General features: G+C 56.7%; 21 protein-coding genes. 8 read left to right on the plus strand and 13 right to left on the minus strand.

What is annotated here, in order from left to right; genetic code table 11:
• The 5 genes from moaC (at nucleotide 1) to H650_RS21410 (ending at nucleotide 2,719) form a co-directional block, all read left to right on the plus strand.
• The gene (gene moaC, locus H650_RS21390; RefSeq protein ID WP_017455993.1) at nucleotides 1–486 is read left to right on the plus strand and encodes a cyclic pyranopterin monophosphate synthase MoaC; all 486 of its coding nucleotides are present in this window, start codon (nucleotides 1–3) and stop codon (nucleotides 484–486) included.
• Nucleotides 479–724 carry a molybdopterin synthase sulfur carrier subunit gene (gene moaD, locus H650_RS21395; RefSeq protein WP_020457102.1) on the plus strand — a complete coding sequence of 82 codons (246 nt, stop codon included), beginning with the start codon at nucleotides 479–481 and terminating at the stop codon, nucleotides 722–724. Before moaC ends, moaD begins: the two co-directional genes overlap by 8 nt.
• A gap of 1 nt (nucleotide 725) precedes the next feature.
• Nucleotides 726–1,178: a molybdopterin synthase catalytic subunit MoaE gene (moaE, locus tag H650_RS21400; protein ID WP_020457103.1), complete on the plus strand. Its 453-nt coding sequence runs from the start codon at nucleotides 726–728 to the stop codon at nucleotides 1,176–1,178.
• A 57-nt stretch (nucleotides 1,179–1,235) separates the two neighbouring features.
• Nucleotides 1,236–1,943 carry a Bax inhibitor-1/YccA family protein gene (locus tag H650_RS21405; RefSeq protein ID WP_017455996.1) on the plus strand — a complete coding sequence of 236 codons (708 nt, stop codon included), beginning with the start codon at nucleotides 1,236–1,238 and terminating at the stop codon, nucleotides 1,941–1,943.
• A gap of 74 nt (nucleotides 1,944–2,017) precedes the next feature.
• Entirely contained in the window at nucleotides 2,018–2,719 is a 702-nt protein-coding gene (locus tag H650_RS21410; RefSeq protein WP_020457104.1) for a Bax inhibitor-1 family protein, read from the plus strand.
• 4 nt (nucleotides 2,720–2,723) lie between these two features.
• Here the strand turns inward: H650_RS21410 and H650_RS21415 are convergent, their stop codons facing one another.
• The 3 genes from H650_RS21415 to H650_RS21425 are packed head-to-tail and all read right to left on the minus strand — an operon-like array spanning nucleotide 2,724 to nucleotide 5,691.
• Nucleotides 2,724–3,689 carry a lysylphosphatidylglycerol synthase domain-containing protein gene (locus H650_RS21415; protein ID WP_044489815.1) on the minus strand — a complete coding sequence of 322 codons (966 nt, stop codon included), beginning with the start codon at nucleotides 3,687–3,689 and terminating at the stop codon, nucleotides 2,724–2,726.
• On the minus strand, nucleotides 3,689–4,933 hold the full coding sequence (clsB, locus tag H650_RS21420; protein ID WP_020457106.1) for a cardiolipin synthase ClsB: 1,245 nt from the start codon (nucleotides 4,931–4,933) through the stop codon (nucleotides 3,689–3,691). The genes H650_RS21415 and clsB overlap by 1 nt, the downstream gene beginning before the upstream one ends.
• Nucleotides 4,930–5,691, minus strand: coding sequence for an endonuclease/exonuclease/phosphatase family protein (locus H650_RS21425; RefSeq protein ID WP_020457107.1), 762 nt, complete (start codon nucleotides 5,689–5,691; stop codon nucleotides 4,930–4,932). The genes clsB and H650_RS21425 overlap by 4 nt, the downstream gene beginning before the upstream one ends.
• Nucleotides 5,692–5,823: 132 nt before the next feature.
• Here H650_RS21425 and H650_RS21430 point away from each other — a divergent pair, with 132 nt between their 5' ends.
• Nucleotides 5,824–6,261 (plus strand): YbhQ family protein, encoded by a 438-nt coding sequence (locus H650_RS21430; protein ID WP_020457108.1) that lies wholly within the window; start codon nucleotides 5,824–5,826, stop codon nucleotides 6,259–6,261.
• A 52-nt stretch (nucleotides 6,262–6,313) separates the two neighbouring features.
• On the opposite strand, the gene H650_RS21435 is transcribed toward H650_RS21430, so the two are convergent.
• Genes H650_RS21435 through cecR form a run of 5 tightly spaced genes read right to left on the minus strand, consistent with a single transcriptional unit; the run spans nucleotide 6,314 to nucleotide 11,954 of the window.
• The gene (locus tag H650_RS21435) at nucleotides 6,314–7,420 is read right to left on the minus strand and encodes an ABC transporter permease (protein ID WP_020457109.1); all 1,107 of its coding nucleotides are present in this window, start codon (nucleotides 7,418–7,420) and stop codon (nucleotides 6,314–6,316) included.
• A gap of 9 nt (nucleotides 7,421–7,429) precedes the next feature.
• Nucleotides 7,430–8,563 (minus strand): ABC transporter permease, encoded by a 1,134-nt coding sequence (locus H650_RS21440; protein ID WP_020457110.1) that lies wholly within the window; start codon nucleotides 8,561–8,563, stop codon nucleotides 7,430–7,432.
• Nucleotides 8,553–10,292: an ATP-binding cassette domain-containing protein gene (locus H650_RS21445; RefSeq protein WP_020457111.1), complete on the minus strand. Its 1,740-nt coding sequence runs from the start codon at nucleotides 10,290–10,292 to the stop codon at nucleotides 8,553–8,555. Before H650_RS21445 ends, H650_RS21440 begins: the two co-directional genes overlap by 11 nt.
• Complete coding sequence (gene hlyD, locus H650_RS21450) at nucleotides 10,285–11,280, minus strand: secretion protein HlyD (protein WP_020457112.1); 996 nt, start codon at nucleotides 11,278–11,280, stop codon at nucleotides 10,285–10,287. Before hlyD ends, H650_RS21445 begins: the two co-directional genes overlap by 8 nt.
• Nucleotides 11,280–11,954: a transcriptional regulator CecR gene (gene cecR / locus H650_RS21455; RefSeq protein WP_020457113.1), complete on the minus strand. Its 675-nt coding sequence runs from the start codon at nucleotides 11,952–11,954 to the stop codon at nucleotides 11,280–11,282. The genes hlyD and cecR overlap by 1 nt, the downstream gene beginning before the upstream one ends.
• A gap of 235 nt (nucleotides 11,955–12,189) precedes the next feature.
• Between cecR and rhlE the strand changes: the two genes are divergently transcribed.
• Entirely contained in the window at nucleotides 12,190–13,665 is a 1,476-nt protein-coding gene (rhlE, locus tag H650_RS21460) for an ATP-dependent RNA helicase RhlE (protein WP_020457114.1), read from the plus strand.
• Here the strand turns inward: rhlE and H650_RS21465 are convergent, their stop codons facing one another.
• From H650_RS21465 to licT, 5 genes are all read right to left on the minus strand, one after another.
• Nucleotides 13,666–14,619, minus strand: a complete 954-nt coding sequence (locus H650_RS21465) for an alpha/beta hydrolase (protein WP_020457115.1) — start codon at nucleotides 14,617–14,619, stop codon at nucleotides 13,666–13,668.
• Between the two features lie 65 nt (nucleotides 14,620–14,684).
• The gene (locus H650_RS21470; protein WP_020457116.1) at nucleotides 14,685–16,076 is read right to left on the minus strand and encodes a glycoside hydrolase family 1 protein; all 1,392 of its coding nucleotides are present in this window, start codon (nucleotides 16,074–16,076) and stop codon (nucleotides 14,685–14,687) included.
• A gap of 9 nt (nucleotides 16,077–16,085) precedes the next feature.
• Nucleotides 16,086–17,558 carry a glycoside hydrolase family 1 protein gene (locus H650_RS21475; protein WP_020457117.1) on the minus strand — a complete coding sequence of 491 codons (1,473 nt, stop codon included), beginning with the start codon at nucleotides 17,556–17,558 and terminating at the stop codon, nucleotides 16,086–16,088.
• Between the two features lie 11 nt (nucleotides 17,559–17,569).
• Nucleotides 17,570–19,408 carry a beta-glucoside-specific PTS transporter subunit IIABC gene (locus tag H650_RS21480; RefSeq protein ID WP_020457118.1) on the minus strand — a complete coding sequence of 613 codons (1,839 nt, stop codon included), beginning with the start codon at nucleotides 19,406–19,408 and terminating at the stop codon, nucleotides 17,570–17,572.
• Nucleotides 19,409–19,568: 160 nt separating this feature from the next.
• Nucleotides 19,569–20,408, minus strand: a complete 840-nt coding sequence (gene licT, locus H650_RS21485; RefSeq protein WP_020457119.1) for a BglG family transcription antiterminator LicT — start codon at nucleotides 20,406–20,408, stop codon at nucleotides 19,569–19,571.
• Nucleotides 20,409–20,739: 331 nt separating this feature from the next.
• On the opposite strand from licT, the gene dinG reads away from it, so the two are divergent.
• Complete coding sequence (gene dinG, locus H650_RS21495) at nucleotides 20,740–22,893, plus strand: ATP-dependent DNA helicase DinG (protein WP_020457121.1); 2,154 nt, start codon at nucleotides 20,740–20,742, stop codon at nucleotides 22,891–22,893.
• Nucleotides 22,894–22,909 lie beyond the last annotated feature (16 nt).

Below are 22,909 nucleotides of genomic sequence, written 5' to 3' on the forward strand. Positions count from 1 at the left end.
ATGTCACAACTGACCCATATTAACGCCGACGGCGAAGCGCATATGGTGGATGTCTCCGCCAAAGCGGAAACAGTCCGTGAAGCGCGCGCTGAAGCGTTTGTCACCATGCTGCCGCAAACGCTGGCGATGATCGTCGACGGTAGCCACCATAAAGGCGATGTCTTTGCCACTGCGCGTATCGCCGGGATCCAGGCGGCGAAACGCACCTGGGAGCTGATCCCCTTGTGCCACCCGCTGTTGCTGAGCAAAGTCGAAGTGCTGTTGCAGGCCGAGCCGGAACATAATCGCGTACGTATCGAAGCCGTATGCCGCCTGAGCGGCAAAACCGGTGTGGAGATGGAAGCGCTGACCGCCGCTTCGGTGGCCGCGTTAACTATTTACGATATGTGCAAAGCGGTACAAAAAGATATGGTGATTGGCCCGGTGCGCCTGCTGGCGAAAAGCGGCGGCAAATCGGGTGATTTCAGGGCGGATAGCAATGATTAAAGTCCTTTTTTTCGCGCAGGTGCGCGAACTGGTCGGCTGCGACAGCACCACCATTGAAACGTCTTTTAGCTCTGTGGAAGCGCTGCGCCAGCATCTGGCTGCGCAGGGCGAGCGCTGGGCGCTGGCGCTGGAAGAGGGCAAATTGCTGTCGGCGGTGAATCAGACGCTGGTCAGTTTTGACCATCCGTTGCAAAGCGGCGATGAAGTCGCTTTCTTCCCGCCGGTCACCGGGGGCTGAAATGAGCGAAACGCGAATTTGCGTCGATCATGCGACGTTCAGCGTCGGCGATGAATACGCCTGGCTGGCGGCATGCGATGAAGACGGCGCGGTAGTGACGTTTACCGGTAAAGTGCGCAATCACAATTTAGGTGACAGCGTCAGTGCGTTAACGCTGGAGCACTATCCGGGTATGACGGAAAAATCGCTGGCGGAGATCGTTGATGAAGCGCGCAGTCGTTGGCCGCTCGGGCGTGTCACCGTATATCACCGTGTGGGCGAATTGTGGCCGGGCGACGAAATTGTCTTTGTTGGTGTGGCCAGCGCGCACCGCAGCAGTGCGTTTGACGCCGGGCAATTCATTATGGATTACCTGAAAACCCGCGCGCCGTTCTGGAAACGAGAGGCGACGCCGGAAGGCGATCGCTGGGTGGAAGCCCGCGACAGCGACCAGCAGGCGGCGAAACGTTGGTAATCCGTTGAGCAGGGATGTGTTAACCTTAAAAGGCTAACCCATCAATCTGGAGTGATTATGGACCGTTTCCCTCGTTCTGATTCAATTGTTCAGCACAGCCGTACCGGCTTACAAACGTATATGGCGCAGGTATATGGCTGGATGACCTGCGGCCTGCTGCTGACGGCGTTTGTCGCCTGGTACGCCGCGCGCAGCGAAGCCATCATGTCGTTCGTGTTTTCCAGCCAGATAACCTTCTTTGGCCTGGTGATTGCGCAACTGGCGGTGGTGTTTGTGCTCTCCGGGCTGATTCATAAGCTGAGCGCCGGGCTGGCAACCACGCTGTTTATGCTCTATTCGGCGCTAACAGGGCTAACGATTTCCAGTATTTTGCTGGTTTATACCGCGCAATCTATTGCCGCCACCTTTGTCGTCACCGCCGGGATGTTTGGCGCGATGAGCCTGTATGGTTACACCACCAAACGCGATCTCAGCGGCCTCGGCAGCATGCTGTTTATGGGGCTGATTGGTATTCTGCTGGCCTCACTGGTCAACTTCTGGCTGAAAAGTGAAGCGCTGATGTGGGCAGTAACTTATATCGGGGTGGTGATTTTCGTTGGTCTGACCGCCTACGACACGCAGAAGCTGAAAAATATCGGTCAGCAAATCGATGTTCGCGACGCGTCGCAGCTGCGTAAATCCTCCATTCTCGGCGCGCTGACGCTGTACCTCGACTTCATCAACCTGTTCCTGATGCTGTTGCGTATTTTCGGCAACCGCCGTTAATATCCCGCTTCACGATCCCGGCATTTGCCGGGATTTTTTGCCTTGCGGACAGCCGCTATTCAGGGAGGAACCCGGTGAAACCCTTTGGCTGGATCCAGCCTGCACAGGTCGCGCCTGCAGAGCTGATGGTCAATATTTGCTTATGGCTGGCGGCAGGAATGGCGCTGAGTATCGCCACGGCCTGGCTGGTGCTGGATGTCATGGCGATCCGCGCGTTTAGCGAACACAGCGCGATTATTGTGCTGCTGTTGATCCTCTGGTTTGTCGCCGCCCTGGTGCTCAACGTTCTTTTTGACCGCTTCAATACCTGGCTGGCGTTAGCCGGTCTGGCGCTGATGAGTATCCTCTCGGGTTTGCTGCTCGCCAGCCTGTTTCCGCTCGCCGGGATTATCGTCCATCTGGCGATTACCGGTGGCATGTATCTGCTTGGCGCAGCGATTGCCCATTTTGCCGGTTCATCCCTGCGCGGCAGCGGTTACTACTGGCTGATGGCGCTGGCAGGTTTGTTGCTGGCGATAGCCGTAAACAGCCTGCGTCACAGCGGTCTGTTACTGTGGTTCGGTAGCATAATGGCGGTGCTGTTCTTTAGCGCCGTGAGCGCATACAAAAGCAAGTCCATCGCCGTAAGCGCCCGTGAGCTCTACGCCCGCGAATTTACCACCGTGCAGAGCAGTGCGATCCGTGGCGCACTGGCTATCTGGCTTGGGGTCATCACCGCGTTTTTCAGAACGCTGGAACTGCTGTCGTATCTCTTACCTGGCACCAGCTCGCGCTAAAAACTTACTGCTGCGCCATCGCTTTTTCGTTTTTCGCCCGCAGCTTTTTCGCCCGGCTCTCCAGTAACAGGTAGCAAACCAGCGCCAGCAGCAGCGGCAGGAAGTAGTAAAGTACGCGGTAGGCGAGCAGGGCGGCGATAATCATGCCTTGTGAAACGTGCTCGCTGGCGAGCAGGGCGATGAACACCGCTTCGAGCACGCCGATCCCCGCCGGAATATGCACAATCACACCCGCGATACTGCTGACCAGCAACACGCCAAGCACGAAGAAGAAATCGGCCTGCATGCCCATCAACAGCCAGATAATCGCCCCCATGGCAATCCAGTTGGCGCTGGAAATAGCCAACTGCGCAACGGCAAATTTCCACGATGGCAGCACCAGCTTGTGGCCTTTAATCGTCAGATGACGGCGTTTGGCGAATGCGCAGCCCCACAGGTAAACCGCGATCACCAGCAGCAACACCACGCCGACAATGCGCAACGTCGTGTCGTCGATATACCAGTGCGCCGGGATCTGCACCACGCCGAAGGTAAAAATCACCCCGCCGAGCAAAATGTAGCCCAGCCAGTTGGTGGTAATGCTTAGTGAGAAAATGCGGGTAATCGTGCTCCCCGGCAGGCCAAGACGTGAGTAAAGCCGGTAGCGCATACCGATGCCGCCCACCCATGTGCTGAGCGTCAGGTTAAAGGCATAACAGATAAACGACACCAGCATCACCTGGCGTTTTGCCAGCTTGTGCCCGCAGTAAGCACGGCCGAGCAAATCATAGCAGCCATATAACAGGTAGCTGATTACCACCAGTGCGACGGCGCTCAGCAGCGCGGTGCGGTTATAGTCGCGAATGACTTTCCAGACATCATCCCAGTTCACTTTTTGTGCATACAGCACCAGCAGTACCACAACAGCAATAAAGAACAGGACCGTGAGGACTCTTTTCGCCAGCCGCCAGCGCGGATGTGAGCGTGATATCATGGTTTCACCCCTGAGTGCTGCGCTTCAGTCCGATCCTGGGTTTCGATTTCGGGCTGAACGGGCGGCTCCACCTCGGCCAGCCTTGGCGTATGCGCCGGTAGCCAGCCGACCATCGCCGGGAAGTGGCGTAAAAAGTGGAACACCACCACGCTTTTTCCGAGGTTCCACCACGTTCGTTTCGGCGCCATGGACTCATTTACCCGCACGCAGTCGTTATTAATCAGCCCCTGCAAATTGTCGCGTAGCGTCTGGTTAAACACGCGGTCATGAATAATCAGATTGGCTTCAAGGTTGAGCGACAGGCTCAGCGGATCAAGATTGCTGGAGCCGATAGTGGCCCAGTGATCGTCCATCAGCGCCACTTTGCCATGCAGCGGGCGGCGGCGATATTCATACACCTGGACACCACCTTTCAGCAGATAGTTATAAAGCAGCTCCGCACCGACTTTCACAATCGGCATATCTGGTTCACCCTGCACAATCAGTTTTACGCTGACACCACGCCGGGCGGCGCTGCGCATGGCGTGCAACAACCGGTAGCCGGGGAAGAAGTAGGCGTTGGCGATGATCACTTCGCGGCGCGCATTCGCCAGCATTTTCAGGTAGTGGCGTTCAATGTCGTCGCGGTGATCATCATTATCGCGCCAGACAAACAGCGCCTGCGCTTCGCCGGGTTTGCGGTTCTCCTCCGGGCGATGGCGGCGTTTGCGCCACCAGCGTTTGACCGGTGCGTTATCCGGCAGGTTCTCCAGTTCAAATTGCAAAATATCCAGCACCACCGGGCCTTCAACCCGTACGGCGTAATCCTGCTTCGCTTCCGGGCCGTAGCTGGTGACGTGCTCTGCCGAGTAGTTAATGCCGCCAACAAACGCCACCGTGTTATCAATTACCACGATTTTACGGTGCATGCGGCGAAAGAGATTGGTGCGCATGCCGAACAGCCGTGGGCCGGGATCGTAGTAACGGAAAATTACCCCCGCCGAGGTCAGCGCACTGACAAACGGTTCGCTCAGATCCGGCGAACCATAGCCGTCCAGCAGCACTTCGATGCTGATCCCGCGCTGGGCGGCACGCAGCAGCACCTGCTGCAACTGACGTCCAACATCGTCTTCAAACCAGATAAAGGTTTCCAGAATAACGCGCTGTTTTGCATGATCGATGGCGTCAAACAGCGCGGGGTAATAGTTATCCCCGTTTTCCAGCAACTGAATGCGATTACCTTCCCGCCAGCTACATTTCATAGATGGATCTCCGCGCTCAGTGGGGCATGATCGGACAAATGACGCCAGTTACGCAGCGGCAACGCGGTCGGTGCGCTGGCGTTCGCATTTTTCACATAAATACGATCGAGGCGCAGCAGCGGCAGGCTCACCGGAAACGTGCGGGCAGGGCGGCCATGCGCGCGGGTGAAGATCTCCTCCAGCCCGGCCTGCGTTTTTAACGGGTGATTGGCTTTTTGCCGCCAGTCGTTAAAGTCGCCAGCGACCACCACCGGTTCGTTTTCCGGCAGCCCATTGACCCACTCCGCCAGCATGGTCAGTTGTGCCTGGCGGTGCGCTTCCCGCAGCCCGAGGTGGACACAAATCACATGCAACGCATGACCCAGATCCGGCGGCATAATGCGGCAGTAGAGCAGGCCGCGCTTTTCGCTGCCGTCAACGGAGACGTCGCGGTTTTCATAATGCTCAATCGGAAAGCGGGAGAGCACCGCATTGCCATGATGTCCTTCCGGGTAAACCGCATTGCGCCCGTAGGCGTAATCGCTCCACATGGTATCGGCAAGGAATTCGTAATGGGTGGTGTCCGGCCAGTTTTCCACATGCAACGGGTGAACTTCATGCGCGCCCATCACCTCTTGCAGGCAGACGATGTCGGCGCTAACGGTACGCACCGCGTCGCGCAGCTCGGGCAAAATAAAGCGGCGATTAAACGCGGTGAAGCCTTTATGGGTATTAATGGTGAGCACTTTTAATGAAAAATTTCGCGCGTGTTGGGTCATAACTCTCCTGCCAGCGTCACTCTCCTCGTGAAAATAAATTGTAGTCCCTGTCACAAAAAAGGGCGGGGTTACGGAATTTTCCGTAAATACGAGTACTCTTCATACAGATAAAAATCCTTCAGGAGAGAAGCCATGAAGTGGCAACAACGTGTTCGTGTCGCGACTGGCCTGAGTTGCTGGCAGATTATGTTGCACGTACTGATTGTAACGCTGCTGGTGATGGGCTGGATGAGCGGCATGCTGGTGCGTGTTGGCTTAGGGCTGTGTGTGCTGTATGGCATCTCCGTGCTGCTGATGCTGTTTCTCCAGCGCCACCATGAAGCGCGCTGGCGCGAGTTCGGCGATGTGCTGGAGGAGCTGACCACCACCTGGTATTTTGGCGCGTCGCTGATTGTTATCTGGCTGCTCTCCCGCGTATTGCAAAATAACTATTTGCTGGCGGTTGTCGGGCTGGCGATCCTCGCGGGACCGGCGGTGGTGTCGCTGCTGACCAAAGAGAGAAAACTGCCTGCTAAATCCTTCGGCCTGCATCAACGCGGTAACGCAGCCAACTCTCACGATCACCGCTAAGCAGTCAAACAGACGGGCAAGCAAACCTGCCCGTACGTAAGCTGAAAACCCGTCACATGATTTTGCGCCTGAACAGCGCATACGCCGCTGAACCGGTGGTCGCCGCAATCACCAGCAGCGGCCACAAACTCTGCCAGACAATGGTAAAGCTGGCGTCCTTCAGGTAAATCTGCTTGGTAATATCGGTAAAGTGGCGGATTGGATTCGCCCAGGTGAGATCCTGCAACCAGACCGGCATATTCTCCACCGGCGACACATAACCGGAGAGCAAAATCGCCGGCATCATAAAGACAAATACGCCGATAAACGCCTGCTGTTGTGTTGAGCAGAGCGACGAAATCAGCAAGCCAAAACCCACCAGCGACAAGCCATACACCAGCATGGTGAAATAGAACAGCAGCAGCGAACCGGCGAAGGGGATCTTGTACGCCAGAATGCCCACGCCAAGCACAATCGTTGCCTGGAACGTGGCGACAATCAGCGCCGGCACCGCTTTACCGACAAAGATTTGCCACGTCGCCAGCGGTGAAACCAGCAATTGATCGAGCGTGCCTTGCTCGCGTTCACGCGCCACCGACAGCGAGGTAACAATCATCACGCCGATGGTGGTAATCATCGCAATCAGCGACGGCACCACAAACCATTTGTAATCAAGATTCGGGTTATACCAGTTGCGTACCACCAGTTCGCTGTTGTTCTGTTTTTCCCGCCCGCTGAGCAGCTCCTGTTGATAGTCCTTAACGATCTGCTGCAAATAATTGGCGGCAATTTGCGCGCTGTTCGAGTTACGCCCATCCAGAATCAACTGCATCGGCGCGGTAACGCCGCTGTCGAGATTGCGCGAGAAATCCGCCGGGAAGCGCACCAGCAACAGCGCTTTTTGCGTGTCGATAGTGGGGCGAATTTCTTGCGGGCTGTTCAGCAGTAACACATGGGTAAAGGCTTTCGCGCGGGCAAAACGCTGGGTCAGTTCGACGGCGTGTTTGCCGTTATCTTCGTTATAGATGGCGATGGTGGCGTTGGTCACTTCCAGCGTGGCGGCGAAAGGAAACAGTAGCACCTGAATCAGCACCGGCAGGATCAAAATGGCGCGGGTTTGCGGCTCGCGCAGCAGCGATTGCAACTCTTTGCGGATAAGCGTCAGTAAACGGTAAAACATGGCTTTTCCTTAATCCAGTCTGCGTTTGGTTTTCAGCCACGTCAGGCCAATAAACATCACCGCCGAGGCGATTAAAAACAGCACGTTCACCAGCAGCACCACCGGGATATTGCCCGCCAGAAACAGGCTTTGCAGGGTGCTGACAAAGTAACGAGCCGGAATGATGTACGTCACCACGCGGATAATCGCGGGCATGCTGTCTATCTGGAAAATAAAACCGGACAGCATAATCGACGGTAAAAACGCGGCGTTAAGCGCCACCTGTGCGGCGTTAAATTGATTGCGTGTGACGGTAGAAATCAACAGCCCCATGCCTAAGGTGCTGAGCAAAAACAGGCTGGTAATCAAAAAGAGGATCAGCAGCGAGCCGCGATACGGCACGCCGAGAATAAATACCGACACCAGCATGCACAGCCCCATCGCCAGCATGCCAAGAAAGTAATAGGGAATGAGTTTGCACAGCAGCAGTTCCGCGCGGGTGATTTCGGTGGAGAGCAGCGCTTCCATGGTGCCACGCTCCCACTCGCGCGCCACCACCAGCGAGGTGAGGATCGCGCCAATCACCGTCATGATAATGGTCACCGCACCAGGGATAATAAAATGCTGGCTGATAGCCGCCGGGTTAAACCAGTAGCGCGTTTGCACATCGATCAAAGGCTTAAAGGTCTGCCCGTTGTCTTCCGCGCGTTGCTGCTGCCAGAGTTGCCAGATGCCTTCGACATACCCCTGCACAAAGTTAGCGGTGTTCGGTTCGCTGCCATCGGTTATCACCTGCACCGGCGCGCTGTCGCCAGGGCGCGCCATCTGCGCGGCGAAGTTCACCGGGATCACCACCAGCCCGCGAATGCGCCCGGCCTGCATCATCTGAATCAGCTGCTGGCGATTATCGCTGATGGTGGCATCAATATAGGGCGAACCGGTCAGCGTATGGGTAAAATCGAGCGCCTCTTCGCTGTGCTGTTCAAGCAGTACGCCTACGCGCAGTTTGCTGGAATCGAGGTTAATACCGTAACCGAAAATAAACAGCAGCAGCAGCGGGATCACCACCGCAATCAGCCAGCTACTCGGGTCACGCACAATCTGGCGCGTCTCTTTGACGCATAACGCGCGTACGCGTCGCCAGGAGAGGGCTTTAACGCTCATCGTGGTGCTCCTTATCCCAGTTATGGATAAGCGTAATAAATGCGTGTTCCATTGTCGGGTCCGGGTGATCCGCATCGGCGGTTTGTGCCTTCAGCGCATCCGGCGTGCCGCTGGCAATTAACTTCCCGCGATAGACCAGCCCAATGCGATCGCAATACTCCGCTTCATCCATAAAGTGGGTGGTCACCATTACGGTGACGCCTTTTTCCACCATGCTGTTGATATGCAGCCAGAACTCGCGCCGCGTCAGCGGATCGACACCGGAGGTGGGCTCATCCAGAAACAAAATGTCCGGCTCATGCATCAGCGAGCAGGCCAGTGCCAGCCGCTGCTTAAAGCCGAGCGGCAGTTCATCGGTGGCATGACTGGCGATACTTTTCAGCCCGAAAGCCTCGCTCATGCGGTCGATTTTCTCGTTCTGCGCCCGCCCGCGCAGGCCGTAGACGCCGGAAAAGAAGCGCAGGTTTTGTTCGACCGTCAGGTTGCCGTACAGGGAGAACTTCTGCGCCATATACCCCAGATGCTGGCGCGCTTTGCCGGAGCTGACTTTCAGATCCATATTCAGCACCAGCGCCTGGCCATCCGTCGGCACCAGCAAACCGCACATCATTTTGAAGGTAGTCGATTTCCCCGCGCCGTTCGGGCCGAGCAGGCCAAAAATCTCCCCGCGTTTGACGGCAAAATTGACATTATCGGTGGCGGCGAAATCGCCAAACTTTTTGGTCAGCGATTTGGCTTCAATTACCGTCTCTTCCGCGCTGCCTTCCACCGTATGCAGAATCGCCCCCAGTGGCGATTCGGAAGTGCCCGCGCCGCCAAGCAGGTCGATAAAAGCATCTTCAAAGCGCGGCGCGGTCTCCTCGATCTCCAGAGCGGGCATCTTTTCTGCCTGCCGCAGATCCTCGGGCTGCGCCCCTTTTTTCAGGATCATACGCACCGAGCGGCCCTGGATCATGCCGTCGCTGACCTGCGGCTGCCGCAGGATACGCCGCAGCAGACGGCGGTTGTTCTCCTCTGAACTGGTGACGAGGAAGCTGCGCCCGGCCATGGTTTGCGTCAGTGCTTTCGGTTCGCCCTGATACAGCAGTTCGCCTTCGTTCATTAACAACACATCGCGGCACTGCTCGGCTTCATCAAGGTAGGAGGTGCTCCAGAGGATCAGCATGCCGTCGCCGGCCAGTTCATGCACCATCTGCCACAGTTCGCGACGGGAAATCGGATCGACACCGACACCCGGCTCATCCAGCAACAGCACTTTCGGTTCGCCGACCAGCGTACAGGCCAGCCCCAGCTTCTGTTTCATGCCGCCGGAGAGTTTCCCGGCCAGCCGCCCGGTAAACGGGGCGAGGGCGGTGAACTCCAGCAGCCGCGCAAATGTCTGGCGGCGCTGCTCGCCGGTAACGCTGCGCAAATCGGCATACAGATTGAGGTTTTCCATGACCGTCAAATCTTCATACAGGCCAAACTTCTGCGGCATATAGCCGAGCATGGCATGCAGTTCGCTGTCATTGGCGATGGGGTCGAGGCCCATGACGCGCGCGCTGCCTTCATCCGGGCGCATCAGCCCGGCAAGGATGCGCATCAGCGTGGTTTTCCCGGCGCCATCCGGCCCGACAAGGCCGGTGACATATCCCGCTTTGATCTCACAATCCAGCCGCGCGACGGCGGGTTTTTCCATTCCGGCAAAGCGCTTTACTAACCCGCGCAGATGGATAGCCGCGTCATTCATGGCGCGCCTCGCCGCTAAAGCGCAGCGTAACAGGCATCCCCTGGCGCAGGCTGTCATCGGCATCGGTCACAATAATGCGCAGGCGATAGACCAGATCGGTACGCAAATCCGGGGTTTCGACGGTTTTTGGCGTGAATTCGGCGGTGGGTGAAACAAAGCCAATTTTGCCGTGATAAGGCTTATCCGGGCGGCCATCGGTATACAGCAAAACCTCTTGCCCCGGCTGTGCCTGGTGCAAATTGCGTTCACCCACATAGGCGCGAACCCATACCGGGCGGGTCAGGGAGAGGGTTAATACAGTGCTTCCGGCGCTGAGCATGCTGCCGGGTTCGACAGCGCGCGTCAGCACGGTGCCGTTACTCGGCGCGATAAGCGTGGTGTCATGCAGATCCAGTTGCGCCTGTGCCAGCGCGGCTTCGGCTTGTTCCAGGCTGGCTTTTGCCTGGGCGATTTCCTGCGGGCGATTACCGGCGCGGTACTGGCTCAGTTTATCTTGTGCCGATTTCAGCGTTGCCTGGGCCTGATCCCGTGAGGAGCGGGCATTTTCCAGGTCGTTTGCCGAAATCGCCCGGCTTTTCATCAGTCCCTGCTGGCGCTGAAAGAAGTTCTGCGCGTAATCATATGCCGCTTGTGCCTGACGCACGGCGGCGACGGCCTGGGCTATCTCTTCATCACGGTAACCGGCAGTCGCCAGCGAGTATTTTGCCTGTGCCGTTGCGACATTGGCTTGTGCCTGCAACAGCGCGTTTTCATAGGGTGCTTTATCTATTTCGCCAAGTGTTTGCCCGGCGCTTATCGCATCCCCTTCATCCACGTTCAGCGCAGAGAGCCGCCCGCCAACGCGGAAACTTAAATTCACCGTGCGGATGTCGACATTCCCGTACAGGGTGAGCGTGCGGTCTTGTTTGCTTTGATACCACATCCAGCCGCCGCCCAGCGCGGCCAGTACCACTACAACTATCACTACCACGACGATGGGTTTTTTCATCACGTTGAACTCCTGTTCGTTAATCCTTGCAAGATAAGATCGATATGACAGGTGATGACCTGATAAATCTGTGTCGCTTTCTCTTCATCAAACTGCGTCCATCCGGCGCGCAGCAAAATGGTTTCCCGCCCGAGGCGAAAGGCGAGGATCTGGCCGATAAGCGCATGGGTATGAATAATGGTTTGCGTATCTTTGGCGTCGCGCCCGGTGTAGGCGGCGAGCAGTGCCGTAAAGTGGCTGTGCAGCGGCGCAATCACCTGGTCATGCACCAACTGGTAAGCGCGCGTCGGCGAGAGCTGTTCGCGGGAGATAAATTTGCTCAGGTTGAGCGTCTCGTCATGAGTGAGCAGCACAATCATGTTTTTACAGGCGCGGTGGATCAGCTCGCGAATGGCGGCTTTATCCGGGGTGGGCTGGGCGAACAGCTCTTCGGCGGCCTGCACATGCGGGCGAAAATTGTCGCTGATAAAATCGGCGATCCACTGCGCGCAGGCGAGATATAAATCCTCTTTTGAGCCAAAATAGTAAGTGATCGCGGCGATGTTCTGCCCGGCTTGTGCGGCGATATCCCGCGTGGTGGCATGCAAGCCATATTCACCAAACTGTGCCAGCGCGGCGGCAATCAGCTGGTTTCGGGCCTGTTCGCCCCGGCTGGTGGTCGGTGTTGTATGCATGGCGGTGATGAAAGTTAATCAATCGATTGATTAACTTTATGGCTAAATTTTAGACTTGTCCAGCTAGCGGTGCGTTAATATCACGCATTCCGTACCCGGAGGGATATTTTATGCGTGTGATCACAAAAGCTGATACACTCCGCCCCTTCATGACATTGTGGTTTTTGTCATCAGCCAAATTATTATCTCCTCGAAAACTACACCTGTTCACAGGTCGGGGCGGTGTGGAGTTGTTATGTCTTTTGATGCCCTTGGCCTGAACCCGGAAATCCTGCGCGCTGTTGCCGAGCAGGGTTATCTTCAGCCGACCCCTATTCAGCAGCAGGCTATCCCGGCGGTGCTGCAAGGCCGCGATCTGATGGCGAGCGCCCAGACCGGCACCGGTAAAACTGCCGGTTTTACGCTGCCGCTGTTGCAACGCCTGATTCAAAACGAGCCGCACGCCAAAGGCCGTCGCCCGATCCGGGCGCTGATCTTAACGCCAACCCGTGAACTGGCGGCGCAGGTGGGTGAAAACGTTCAGGAGTACAGCAAATACCTGAATATCCGCTCGCTGGTGGTATTCGGCGGCGTGAGCATTAACCCGCAGATGATGAAGCTGCGCGGCGGCGTTGACATCCTGGTGGCGACACCGGGGCGCCTGCTGGATCTGGAACACCAGAACGCGCTGAAACTCGATAGCGTGGAAATTCTGGTGCTCGACGAAGCCGACCGCATGCTGGATATGGGCTTTATTCACGATATTCGCCGCGTGCTGGCAAAACTGCCGCCGAAGCGTCAGAACCTGCTGTTCTCCGCGACCTTCTCTGATGAGATCAAACAGCTGGCGGAAAAGCTGCTGCGTAATCCACTGGAAATCGAAGTGGCGCGCCGCAACACCGCTTCTGAGCAGGTGACGCAGCATGTGCATTTCGTCGATAAAAAACGCAAACGGGAACTGCTGTCGCAGATGATTGGCGAGGGCAACTGGCAGCAGGTGCTGGTCTTCACCCGCACGAAACACGGCGCTAACCACCTGGCAGAGCAGCTTAATAAAGACGGCATCACCAGCGCGGCGATCCACGGCAATAAGAGCCAGGGGGCGCGTACGCGTGCGCTGGCGGATTTCAAATCTGGCGACATTCGTGTACTGGTGGCGACCGACATCGCGGCGCGTGGGCTCGACATTGAAGAGTTGCCGCATGTGGTGAACTACGAACTGCCGAACGTGCCGGAAGATTACGTGCACCGTATTGGCCGTACCGGCCGGGCAGCGGCGACCGGCGAAGCGCTGTCGCTGGTATGCGTGGACGAACATAAATTGCTGCGCGATATCGAACGCCTGCTGAAAAAAGAGATCCCGCGCATTGCGCTGGCAGGCTATGAGCCGGATCCGTCGATCAAAGCCGAGCCGATTCAGAATGGTCGCGGCCAGGGCGGCGGTCGTCAGGGCAGTGGACGCGGGCAGGGCGGCGGTGGCCGTGGTCAGTCTGCGCCGCGCCGCAGTGAAGGCGAAGGACAAAAACCTCGCTCCCCGCGCCGCGCCGAAGGTGGCGCTGCGAAGCAGGAGGGGGGACGCCGTGCTGAAGGCGGTGCGAAGCCGGCCGGTGGTCGTCGTCTGGATGGCGGAGCCGCTAAACCGGCAGGTGGACGCCGTCTTGATGGCGGTGCGGCGCCGGCGGGCAACCCGTCTCGCCGTCGTCGCCCGCGTAAGCCTTCTGCCGCCGAGTAATTAGCAGTTAAAACGCGCCAGCCAGTTCTGGCGCGTCTCTCTGGCCCGCTGTGCGATGCTCGCCTGCGGGTCGGAATTAAAACCGTGATACGCCCCCGGCCAGACATTCAACTCCACCTCCACTCCCGCACGTATTAACCGCTGCGCATACGCCATATCTTCATCAAGAAACAGATCCAGCGTGCCAACGCCTATCCAGGTCGGCGGTAGCCCGGCCAGGTCATCGGCGCGCGCCGGAGCGGCATACGGCGATACGTCAACACTCCCGGGTTCACACCCAAGCAGCGCACGCCAGCCAAACGCATTGTTTTCCCGCGTCCAGATAAATTCGCCCGTCACCGGGTTTCGTTCCGTCTCCACCACCGTACGATCATCGAGCATCGGGAACATCAGGTTCTGAAACGCCAGTTGCGGCCCTTTGCGATCGCGCGCCAGCAGCGCCAGAGCGGCGGCAACACCCGCGCCGGCGCTGTCGCCCATCAGGCCGATATTGTTGGCATCGATGCCTAATTGCGCCGCGTTTTCCGTCATCCACACCAGCGCGGCATAGCCGTCATTAAGCGAACCGGGAAAGCGGTGCTCCGGCGACAAGCGGTAATCGACAGAGACGACAACGCAGTCATGGCGCGCGGCTGTCGGGCGGGTGAGCGACAAAGATTGTTCGGGGCTGCCAAACAGATGACCGCCGCCGTGCAGATGCAAAATCCCCATCCGGTTGGTGCGACGTGTCGTTGACGTGATCACGCGTACACGCACGGCGGGTTCACCGTGGGCACCCGCAATGTGCTGTTCGTGCATCGCCAGTGAAAGCCCATCATCAAGATGCATGGCCTGCAGCGCGGCTTGCTGGCGCTGCTCGCGTATGGCGGGAAGGGCGTCGGCGTTCAGCGTGGAAGGTGTCCAGGATTGCAGGGCGGGGCGAAGCTCGGGGTCAACCAGATGCCAGGTACTCATGCGTAAACCTTTATCGTCAACAGGCCAAAATAAGAGAAGCGCCGCAGCGCTTCCCGGTTTTAACCTTACAGCACTTCGCCATTGCTGGCGATAACCTGTTGATACCAGGCAAAACTCTTCTTCTTACTGCGCGTGAGCGTACCGCGACCGTCGTTGTCCTTGTCGACATAGATAAAGCCGTAGCGTTTTTTCATCTCACCCGTCCCGGCGCTGACAATGTCGATTGGCCCCCACCACGTGTAGCCCATAATGTCGCAGCCATCGTCAATCGCTTCCGCCATGGCCTGGATATGGCGACGGCCATAATCGATGCGGGCGTCATCGTTAATTTGCCCGCTGGCGTCCGGTTCATCCACGCCGCCATAACCGTTTTCAACAACGAACAGTGGCTTACGGTAGCGATCCGCCAGCTCGTTACAAACGATGCGAAAACCTTGCGGGTCAATCGGCCAGCCCCATTCGGTTTTCTCCAGATACGGGTTGTCCAGCCCGGCCGTGCCGCCGGTATCAATGCGGAACTGGCCGCCTGCCTGGTGCAGCACGCTGCGGTAGTAGCTAAAGCCGAGGTAGTCTGAAGGGTACTCTGCCAGCAGTTGCAGGTCGCCATCGGCTATCTCCAGCTTGACGCCCAGTTCGCGGAACAGACGCGGCGCATACGCCGGGTATTGCCCGAGCATCATCACATCCGAGAAGAACAGCGAACGGCGACGTAACTGCATGGTCGAGAAGATGTCTTGCGGGTTGCTGGTTGCCGGGTAGACGGTGCTCAGCGACAACATGCAGCCGATTTTCGCCTCAGGGATGATCTCGTGGCACAACTTGTTGGCCAGCGCGTTAGCGACAAACTGGTGATGATTGGCCTGCCAGATCGCCTGCGCACCGGCATCGGCATCCACCGCGCCGGTGGCGAACGGCATGCGGTTCATGTTGTTCAGCTCGTTGAAGGTCATCCAGTATTTGACCTTGCCTTTGTAGCGGCGAAATACCGTTTCGCAGTAGCGGCTAAAAAAGCCAATCAACTGGCGGTTTTTCCAGCCGCCATACTCCTGATACAGCGCCAGCGGCGTTTCGTAGTGCGAGAGGGTGATAACTGGCTCAATGCCATACTTTCGCAGCTCATCGAACAGCGAATCATAAAATGCTAAACCGGCTTCGTTGGGTGTGGTTTCATCGCCGCGCGGGAAAATGCGCGACCAGGCAATCGAGGTGCGAAAGCACGTAAAACCCATCTCGGCGAACAGCGCCACGTCCTCTTTGTAGCGGTGATAAAAGTCCACCGCGTCGTGGCTGGCATAGTAAAGGTTGGGGTCAATCACCGCATCGTGTTTGCCGGAGGCGATACCGCCGCGTACCACATCGGCGATGGACGGCCCTTTGCCGTCTTCATTCCACGCCCCTTCCGCCTGGTTGGCGGCAATCGCGCCGCCCCATAAGAAACCTTTTGGAAAAACAGACATATCTACTCCTTAATCGGCTAAGTCTTCGCCGTTCGAGGCGATCAGTTTTTTATACCAGTGGTAGCTTTTCTTCAGCGAACGCGCCTGCGTGCCGTTGCCCATATCGTCCTGGTCGACATAGATAAAGCCGTAGCGTTTGGAGATTTGCGCCGTGCCCGCGCTGACCACATCAATGGGGCCCCACCAGGTGTAACCGAACAGATCCACGCCATCGGCGATGGCCTCTTTCATCTGCTCAACGTGCTGGCGCAGATAATCAATGCGGTAATCGTCATCGATGGAACCATCCGGGTTAACGGTGTCCACCGCGCCAAGGCCGTTTTCGGCAATGAACAGCGGCTTCTGGTAACGGTCATAGAGCTGATTGAGCGCCAGGCGCAGCCCTTTCGGATCGATTTGCCAGCCCCACTGACTGGTGGGCAGATAGGGGTTGCGGATGCCGCCGGTGACCAGGTTGCCTTCTGTGCCTTCCAGCGTTTCCGGGTGTGCGCTGACGGTGCTCGACATGTAGTAACTAAAGGAGACGAAATCGACCGGGTGCTGGCGCAGGATCTCGTCATCGCCGACCACTTTTTGCAGCGTCACGCCTTTTTCGGCCAGCATGCGGTCGGTGTAGGCAGGGTAATAACCGTGCGCCTGCACATCGCTAAAGAACAGTGACACGCGCTGCATCTCTTCACACGCCTGCAAATCATCCGGATGGCAGGTGTGCGGGTAGAGCATCTGGTAGCTGATCATGCAGCCGACCTGCGAGCCGGGAATTATGTTGTGGCAGGCTTTGGTCGCAAGGGCACTGGCGACAAACTGGTGATGCGCGCCCTGGTATTTATCCTGCTCCAGATGCGGGTTGTCCTCTTCGATCACCCCCACGCTGACATACGGGTGATGTTTCACGCAGTTGATCTCGTTAAAGGTCATCCAGTACTTCACTTTCTTGCGATAGCGGGTGAATACCGTGGTGGCGAAACGCACATAGAAATCCACCAGCTGGCGGTTCGGCCAGCCGCCGTAATCGGTCACCAGCGCCAGCGGCATTTCATAGTGCGAGAGGGAAACAATCGGCTCGATACCATGCGCCAGCAGCGTGTTGAACACCTCATCGTAAAATTTCAGTCCCGCTTCGTTGGGCGTGGTTTCATCGCCGCGCGGGAAGATGCGCGTCCAGGCAATCGACATGCGGAAGCATTTAAAACCCATGCCGGCGAACAGCGCGATATCCTCTTTAAAACGGTGGTAAAAGTCATTGCCCTTGCGCTTCGGATAATACTTTTTGCTGTGCGGATCCTGTGCTTCCCGTATTTGCGCGTGCGTCATGCCCAGCCACTGATCGAGCCAGCGCTCACGCGGCGTGTTGCTATCAAAAGTGTAAACATCCGACACGGAAAGCCCTTTGCCGCCTACATTCCACGCGCCTTCCAGTTGGTTAGCAGCGGTTGCGCCACCCCATAAAAACCCTTCCGGAAATGCTTTCGAAAATGCCATGCCTCTGCTCCTTACGCCGCGCTTGCGGTCAGTGTGAGAAATGCGTCCCGGCTGGCGACATCGCCATTGGCTTTTACCGGGCTGATATCGCCGTATTGTTCGCTATTAGTGACCACCACAATCACGCTGGGATCGATGCCTGCGGCCTGCAATGCCGCCAGATCGAAGCTCACCAGCAAATCACCGACCTCCACGTTTTGCCCGGCAGCTATATGGCTGGTGAAGTGTTTGCCGCCGAGTTTCACCGTATCGATGCCGATATGGATCAGGATCTCCGCCCCGGTATCGCTTTGCAGCGCCAGCGCGTGATGGGTTTCAAACAGGGATTCCACCGTGCCGTTGACCGGAGAACGCAGCTCGCCGCTGGTGGGATAGATGGCGATCCCTTTACCGAAAATTTCATCAGCAAACACCGGGTCGCTTAAGCTATTAAGCGGTTTTAACTCGCCGCTGACCGGCGCGAAGAGTCTCTCTTCGCTGCGCGCAACCGGCATCGGGCTGACGCCTGCCACCACGGTTTCTTCAAAACCAAGCACCACGGTAACAACTGCCGCGCAGACAAAAGAGATAGCGATGCTGACCAGCGCCCACATAAACGTCGGGCCAACCAGCGCCGGCAGGCCGGGCAAACCGCTCAGCGCGAAGGCGTAGGTTTTGACGCCCATCGCCATTGCAAAACCGCCGCCGCAGGCACCGCCAATAAGCGCTGCGGCAAACGGGCGTTTGTAGCGAATGTTGATGCCGTACATCGCCGGTTCGGTAATGCCCATCACGGCGCTGAAACTGGTACTTAACGCCAGTGATTTCAGCTTCTTATCGCGGGCGCGCAGGAACACGCCAAATGCCGCGCCCGCCTGGCCGAGGTTGGCCACATAAAAAAGAATTTTGAACGGATCGAAGCCCATGGTGCTGATGTTGTTGATCATGATAGGCACCAGCACGTAGTGCATACCGGTGATGATGATCATCGACAGCGTGCCGCCAACCACTACGCCTGCCACGATCCCGGCGTTTTCCACCAGCCAGATAATGCCGCTGGAGAGTGCGTTCCCGGCGACAATCCCCAACGGGCCGATGGCAATCAAGGTGATGGGTGTAACGATAACCAGGCTGAGCAACGGCACGAACATGGTTTTCAGCACGCCGGGCATCAGGCGATCTATCAGCTTTTCCACCCGGCTAAGCAGCCAGACGGCGAGCAGAATAGGGATCACTGTTGAGGCGTAATTCACCGTCGGCACCGGCAGGCTCATAAAATAGACTGGCGCGCCAGATTTAAACAGTGTCTGAATCGCCGGGTGGAAGAGGGCGGCAGCCAGCGCAACCGCCACGTAAGGATTCGCGCCAAATTTACTCGCCGCGCTGAAGGCCAGCGCCAGCGGCATGAAGTAGAACACGCCATCGCTGATGGCGAGCAGGATTTGGTATGTCTGATTGCTGGTTTCCAGCCAGTGCATTGCCACCATCAATGCCAGCACACCTTTCAGAATACCGGCCCCGGCAATTGCAGGAATGATCGGTGAAAAGATACTGGATAACCCCTCCAGCACCACCGACACTGGGTTGCGGCGTTTTCCGGATTGTGCTGCGCTGGTGGCGGAAACCCCCGGTAATTTCGCCAGCAAGGCATCGCACAGCGGTGCGACATCGTTGCCGATGATGAGTTGATATTGATCGCCGGAAATGTTTACGCCAATCACACCATCCAGCGCTTCCAGCGCGGCGCGATCGGCTTTGTCGTTATCTTTCAGTAAGAAACGCAAACGGGTGATGCAGTGAAACAGTGACAGAATATTGCCCTTGCCGCCGATCCTGTTGATTATCTGCTGCGCGGTATCCTGATAGTTCATGGTCATTCCTCCAGACTGACACCTGCGTGGCAGGTGCCATAACAATTACCGGTTACCCACCGGCGCTTTGTTCTTCTGGGGTTTGCCTGATTTAACAGTAACAAGCCTGGAAAGAATTCATACACGTCATACTTCGGGTCGCAGGCGCGACGTTGTTACCTTACGACTCTGTCCGCTGTACCACATTTTCGATATGCACGGTCAGGTAAAGTTTTTCCGAATTGCTCATCGTGTGGTGATAATTTTTGCCGACAAATTCGTTAATCGCGTCAACGCATTTCAGGGTGGTTTGATAACGACGCTGCACCATAGCGAATAACTCTTCGTCGTCATTATTTAACACCACACCATCAATCACCCGTTGGGCGAAAAATTTTAAATGGGTAATGAAACGCTGATAATTCAGACTGTGCTCGTCGAGCGGCAGGGTGAAAAAGTATTTAACGATATTCTGTAACTGATAAATAAGCCGTGTAATTTTTGTGGTTTTACCCATCGTATCGTTCAGCCCGGCATTCACAATATGCAGCGCAATACTACAGGCTTCACTGTCGGGTAATAGTGTGCCGGTACGCGCGACAATCATGCCAAGCGCCTGGCGGCCAATGGCATACTCTTCGGTATAAAAATGGCGCACTTCCCACTCTAACGGATTAGGCAAAACTTCATTTTTTTCTGTGCGTTGTAGCGCAAAGTGCAGGTGATCGGCCAGCGTAACGTACAGGCCTTCACTTAATTTATGCGCAAGCGCAGATCGTGCCAGCGCAACAATATCGGCGGTGAGTTGCACTATTTCCACCGGCACTTCGCTGACCAGATCTTTAAAACGTGCGGAGACTTGTGAGTCCTGCAAATGGAATATTTTTTCGATGGCTTGCGCATCGACGCGGGCACCGCTTTGGGTATTAAACCCTAAGCCGCGCCCGGTCAGAATAACCTCAAGGCCATGCTCATCAATGGCGCTGACAACGTTATTATTTAATATTTGTTTGACCAGCATCGCCAACTCCTGCAAACAAAAACGGGCAAAACGTAAATACAGCAGCGAGCGGATGTCGCCCTCATTCTCTGCATTTAGGTTTTGCCCGATATTCGGTAACAAGCGTAATGCAGGTAAAAACTAGCATTGCCTGAATAAATGATCAACGCGACCTCAACGGCAATGGTGATTGGATCTGCCAATTTGTGATCGGCGTTGTGAAAAATATTCTGTATCAGAATGATGACGCACAGGATATGCGGGCGCGCTTCCGGCATGGCAAAAAGGGTTACCCTACGGGCGCTAAAAATGCCACAATAGTGGCTGTTTATACAGTGTTTCAGGTTTCCTCATGGCCCTTACCGCCGCGCTAAAAGCGCAGATCGCCGCCTGGTATAAGGCGTTGCAACAACAGATCCCGGACTTTATTCCCCGCGCGCCGCAGCGGCAGATGATTGCTGACGTGGCGAAAACGCTGGCGGGGGATGAAGGGCGTCATCTGGCGATTGAAGCGCCAACCGGCGTGGGGAAAACGCTCTCTTACTTAATTCCGGGCATCGCCATCGCGCGTGAAGAGCAAAAAACGCTGGTGGTCAGCACCGCGAACGTGGCGTTGCAGGATCAGATCTTCAGTAAAGATCTGCCGCTACTGCGCAAAATCATCCCGGATTTACGCTTTACCGCCGCGTTTGGCCGTGGGCGCTATGTTTGTCCGCGCAACCTGGCGGCGCTGGCAAGCAGCGAGCCGAACCAGCAGGATCTGCTGGCGTTTCTGGACGATGAACTGACGCCGGGTAACCAGGAAGAGCAGAAACGTTGCGCGGCGCTGAAAGCGGATCTCGACAGCTACAAGTGGGATGGCCTGCGCGATCACACTGACAAGGCGATTAGCGATGATTTGTGGCGACGGCTCAGCACCGATAAAGCCAGCTGCCTGAACCGTAATTGCCACTACTACCGCGAATGCCCCTTTTTTGTCGCACGCCGCGAAATCCAGGAAGCGGAGGTGGTGGTCGCCAACCACGCGCTGGTGATGGCGGCGATGGAGAGCGAAGCGGTGCTACCGGAGCCAAAAAACCTGCTGCTGGTGCTCGATGAAGGCCACCATTTGCCTGACGTAGCGCGCGACGCGCTGGAGATAACAGCGGAAATCACCGCCCCCTGGTATCAGCTTCAGCTCGATCTGTTCACCAAACTGGTGGCGACCTGCCTTGAGCAGTTTCGCCCGAAAACGCTGCCGCCGCTGGCGACACCGGAGCGGCTCAACGCCCATTGCGAGGAGCTTTACGCGCTCATCGCGTCGCTTAACAACATTCTCAACCTTTATCTTCCGGCGGGCCAGGAGGCGGAATATCGCTTTGCGATGGGGGAACTGCCCGATGAAGTGATGGAGATTTGCCAGCGGCTGGCAAAACTGACGGAGATGCTGCGCGGGCTGGCAGAGCTGTTTCTGAATGATTTAAGCGAGAAGACGGGCAGCCACGACATTGTGCGTTTGCACCGGGTTATTTTGCAGATGAACCGCGCGCTGGGTATGTTCGAAAGTCAGAGTAAACTCTGGCGGCTGGCCTCAATGGCGCAGGCGTCCGGTGCGCCGGTGACCAAATGGGTTACCCGCGAGGCGCGTGATGGGCAGTTGCATCTACTGTTCCATTGCGTGGGGATTCGCGTAAGCGATCAGTTAGAAAAGCTGCTCTGGCGCAGCGTACCGCACATTGTGGTGACCTCGGCGACGTTACGTTCGCTGAACAGTTTTAATCGCCTGCAAGAGATGAGTGGTTTAAAAGAGAAAGCCGGGGATCGCTTTGTCACGCTTGATTCGCCGTTCAACCATGTTGAGCAGGGAAAAATTGTTATTCCGCAGATGCGCTACGAGCCACTGATGGAAAACGAAGAGCAGCATATTGCGGAAATGGCGACCTGGTTTCGCGAGCAGGTTGAGAGTAAAGCGCATCCCGGGATGCTGGTGCTGTTCGCCAGCCAGCGCGCGATGCAGCTGTTTTTAACCTATGTCGCGGACTTGCGTTTATTGCTGCTGGTGCAGGGCGATCAGCCGCGCTATCGGCTGGTGGAACTGCACCGTAAACGTATCGATAATGGCGAGCGCAGTGTGCTGGTGGGCTTGCAGTCATTCGCTGAAGGGCTGGATCTCAAAGGCGATTACCTGACGCAGGTCCACATCCATAAAATCGCTTTCCCACCTATCGACAGCCCGGTGGTGATCACCGAAGGCGAGTGGCTGAAAAGCCTGAATCGCTATCCTTTTGAAGTACAGAGCCTGCCCAGCGCATCGTTTAACCTTATTCAGCAAGTGGGGCGGCTTATTCGCAGCCACAGTTGTCGTGGCGAAGTGGTGATTTACGATAAACGGTTGCTGACTAAAAACTACGGTAAACGGCTGCTCGACGCGCTACCTGTGTTTCCTATTTCACAACCGGCAATGCCGGACGTTATAGTGAAGAAACCTGTGAAAAAAGCAGAACAGAAGCGTCGCAAACGCCGTTAACGATGTGAGCCCGCAA

This window comes from Enterobacter sp. R4-368, assembly GCF_000410515.1.
Classification (GTDB): Bacteria; Pseudomonadota; Gammaproteobacteria; order Enterobacterales; family Enterobacteriaceae; genus Kosakonia.

Excerpts from the sequence above, each read along its gene's own strand:
- moaC (WP_017455993.1), top strand. The coding sequence starts at position 1 with ATGTCACAACTGACCCATATTAACGCCGACGGCGAAGCGCATATGGTG.
- moaD (WP_020457102.1), top strand. The coding sequence starts at position 479 with ATGATTAAAGTCCTTTTTTTCGCGCAGGTGCGCGAACTGGTCGGCTGC.
- moaE (WP_020457103.1), top strand. The coding sequence starts at position 726 with ATGAGCGAAACGCGAATTTGCGTCGATCATGCGACGTTCAGCGTCGGC.
- H650_RS21405 (WP_017455996.1), top strand. The coding sequence starts at position 1,236 with ATGGACCGTTTCCCTCGTTCTGATTCAATTGTTCAGCACAGCCGTACC.
- clsB (WP_020457106.1), bottom strand. The coding sequence starts at position 4,933 with ATGAAATGTAGCTGGCGGGAAGGTAATCGCATTCAGTTGCTGGAAAAC.
- H650_RS21425 (WP_020457107.1), bottom strand. The coding sequence starts at position 5,691 with ATGACCCAACACGCGCGAAATTTTTCATTAAAAGTGCTCACCATTAAT.
- H650_RS21430 (WP_020457108.1), top strand. The coding sequence starts at position 5,824 with ATGAAGTGGCAACAACGTGTTCGTGTCGCGACTGGCCTGAGTTGCTGG.
- H650_RS21435 (WP_020457109.1), bottom strand. The coding sequence starts at position 7,420 with ATGTTTTACCGTTTACTGACGCTTATCCGCAAAGAGTTGCAATCGCTG.
- H650_RS21440 (WP_020457110.1), bottom strand. The coding sequence starts at position 8,563 with ATGAGCGTTAAAGCCCTCTCCTGGCGACGCGTACGCGCGTTATGCGTC.
- H650_RS21445 (WP_020457111.1), bottom strand. The coding sequence starts at position 10,292 with ATGAATGACGCGGCTATCCATCTGCGCGGGTTAGTAAAGCGCTTTGCC.
- hlyD (WP_020457112.1), bottom strand. The coding sequence starts at position 11,280 with ATGAAAAAACCCATCGTCGTGGTAGTGATAGTTGTAGTGGTACTGGCC.
- cecR (WP_020457113.1), bottom strand. The coding sequence starts at position 11,954 with ATGCATACAACACCGACCACCAGCCGGGGCGAACAGGCCCGAAACCAG.
- rhlE (WP_020457114.1), top strand. The coding sequence starts at position 12,190 with ATGTCTTTTGATGCCCTTGGCCTGAACCCGGAAATCCTGCGCGCTGTT.
- H650_RS21465 (WP_020457115.1), bottom strand. The coding sequence starts at position 14,619 with ATGAGTACCTGGCATCTGGTTGACCCCGAGCTTCGCCCCGCCCTGCAA.
- H650_RS21470 (WP_020457116.1), bottom strand. The coding sequence starts at position 16,076 with ATGTCTGTTTTTCCAAAAGGTTTCTTATGGGGCGGCGCGATTGCCGCC.
- H650_RS21475 (WP_020457117.1), bottom strand. The coding sequence starts at position 17,558 with ATGGCATTTTCGAAAGCATTTCCGGAAGGGTTTTTATGGGGTGGCGCA.
- H650_RS21480 (WP_020457118.1), bottom strand. The coding sequence starts at position 19,408 with ATGAACTATCAGGATACCGCGCAGCAGATAATCAACAGGATCGGCGGC.
- licT (WP_020457119.1), bottom strand. The coding sequence starts at position 20,408 with ATGCTGGTCAAACAAATATTAAATAATAACGTTGTCAGCGCCATTGAT.
- dinG (WP_020457121.1), top strand. The coding sequence starts at position 20,740 with ATGGCCCTTACCGCCGCGCTAAAAGCGCAGATCGCCGCCTGGTATAAG.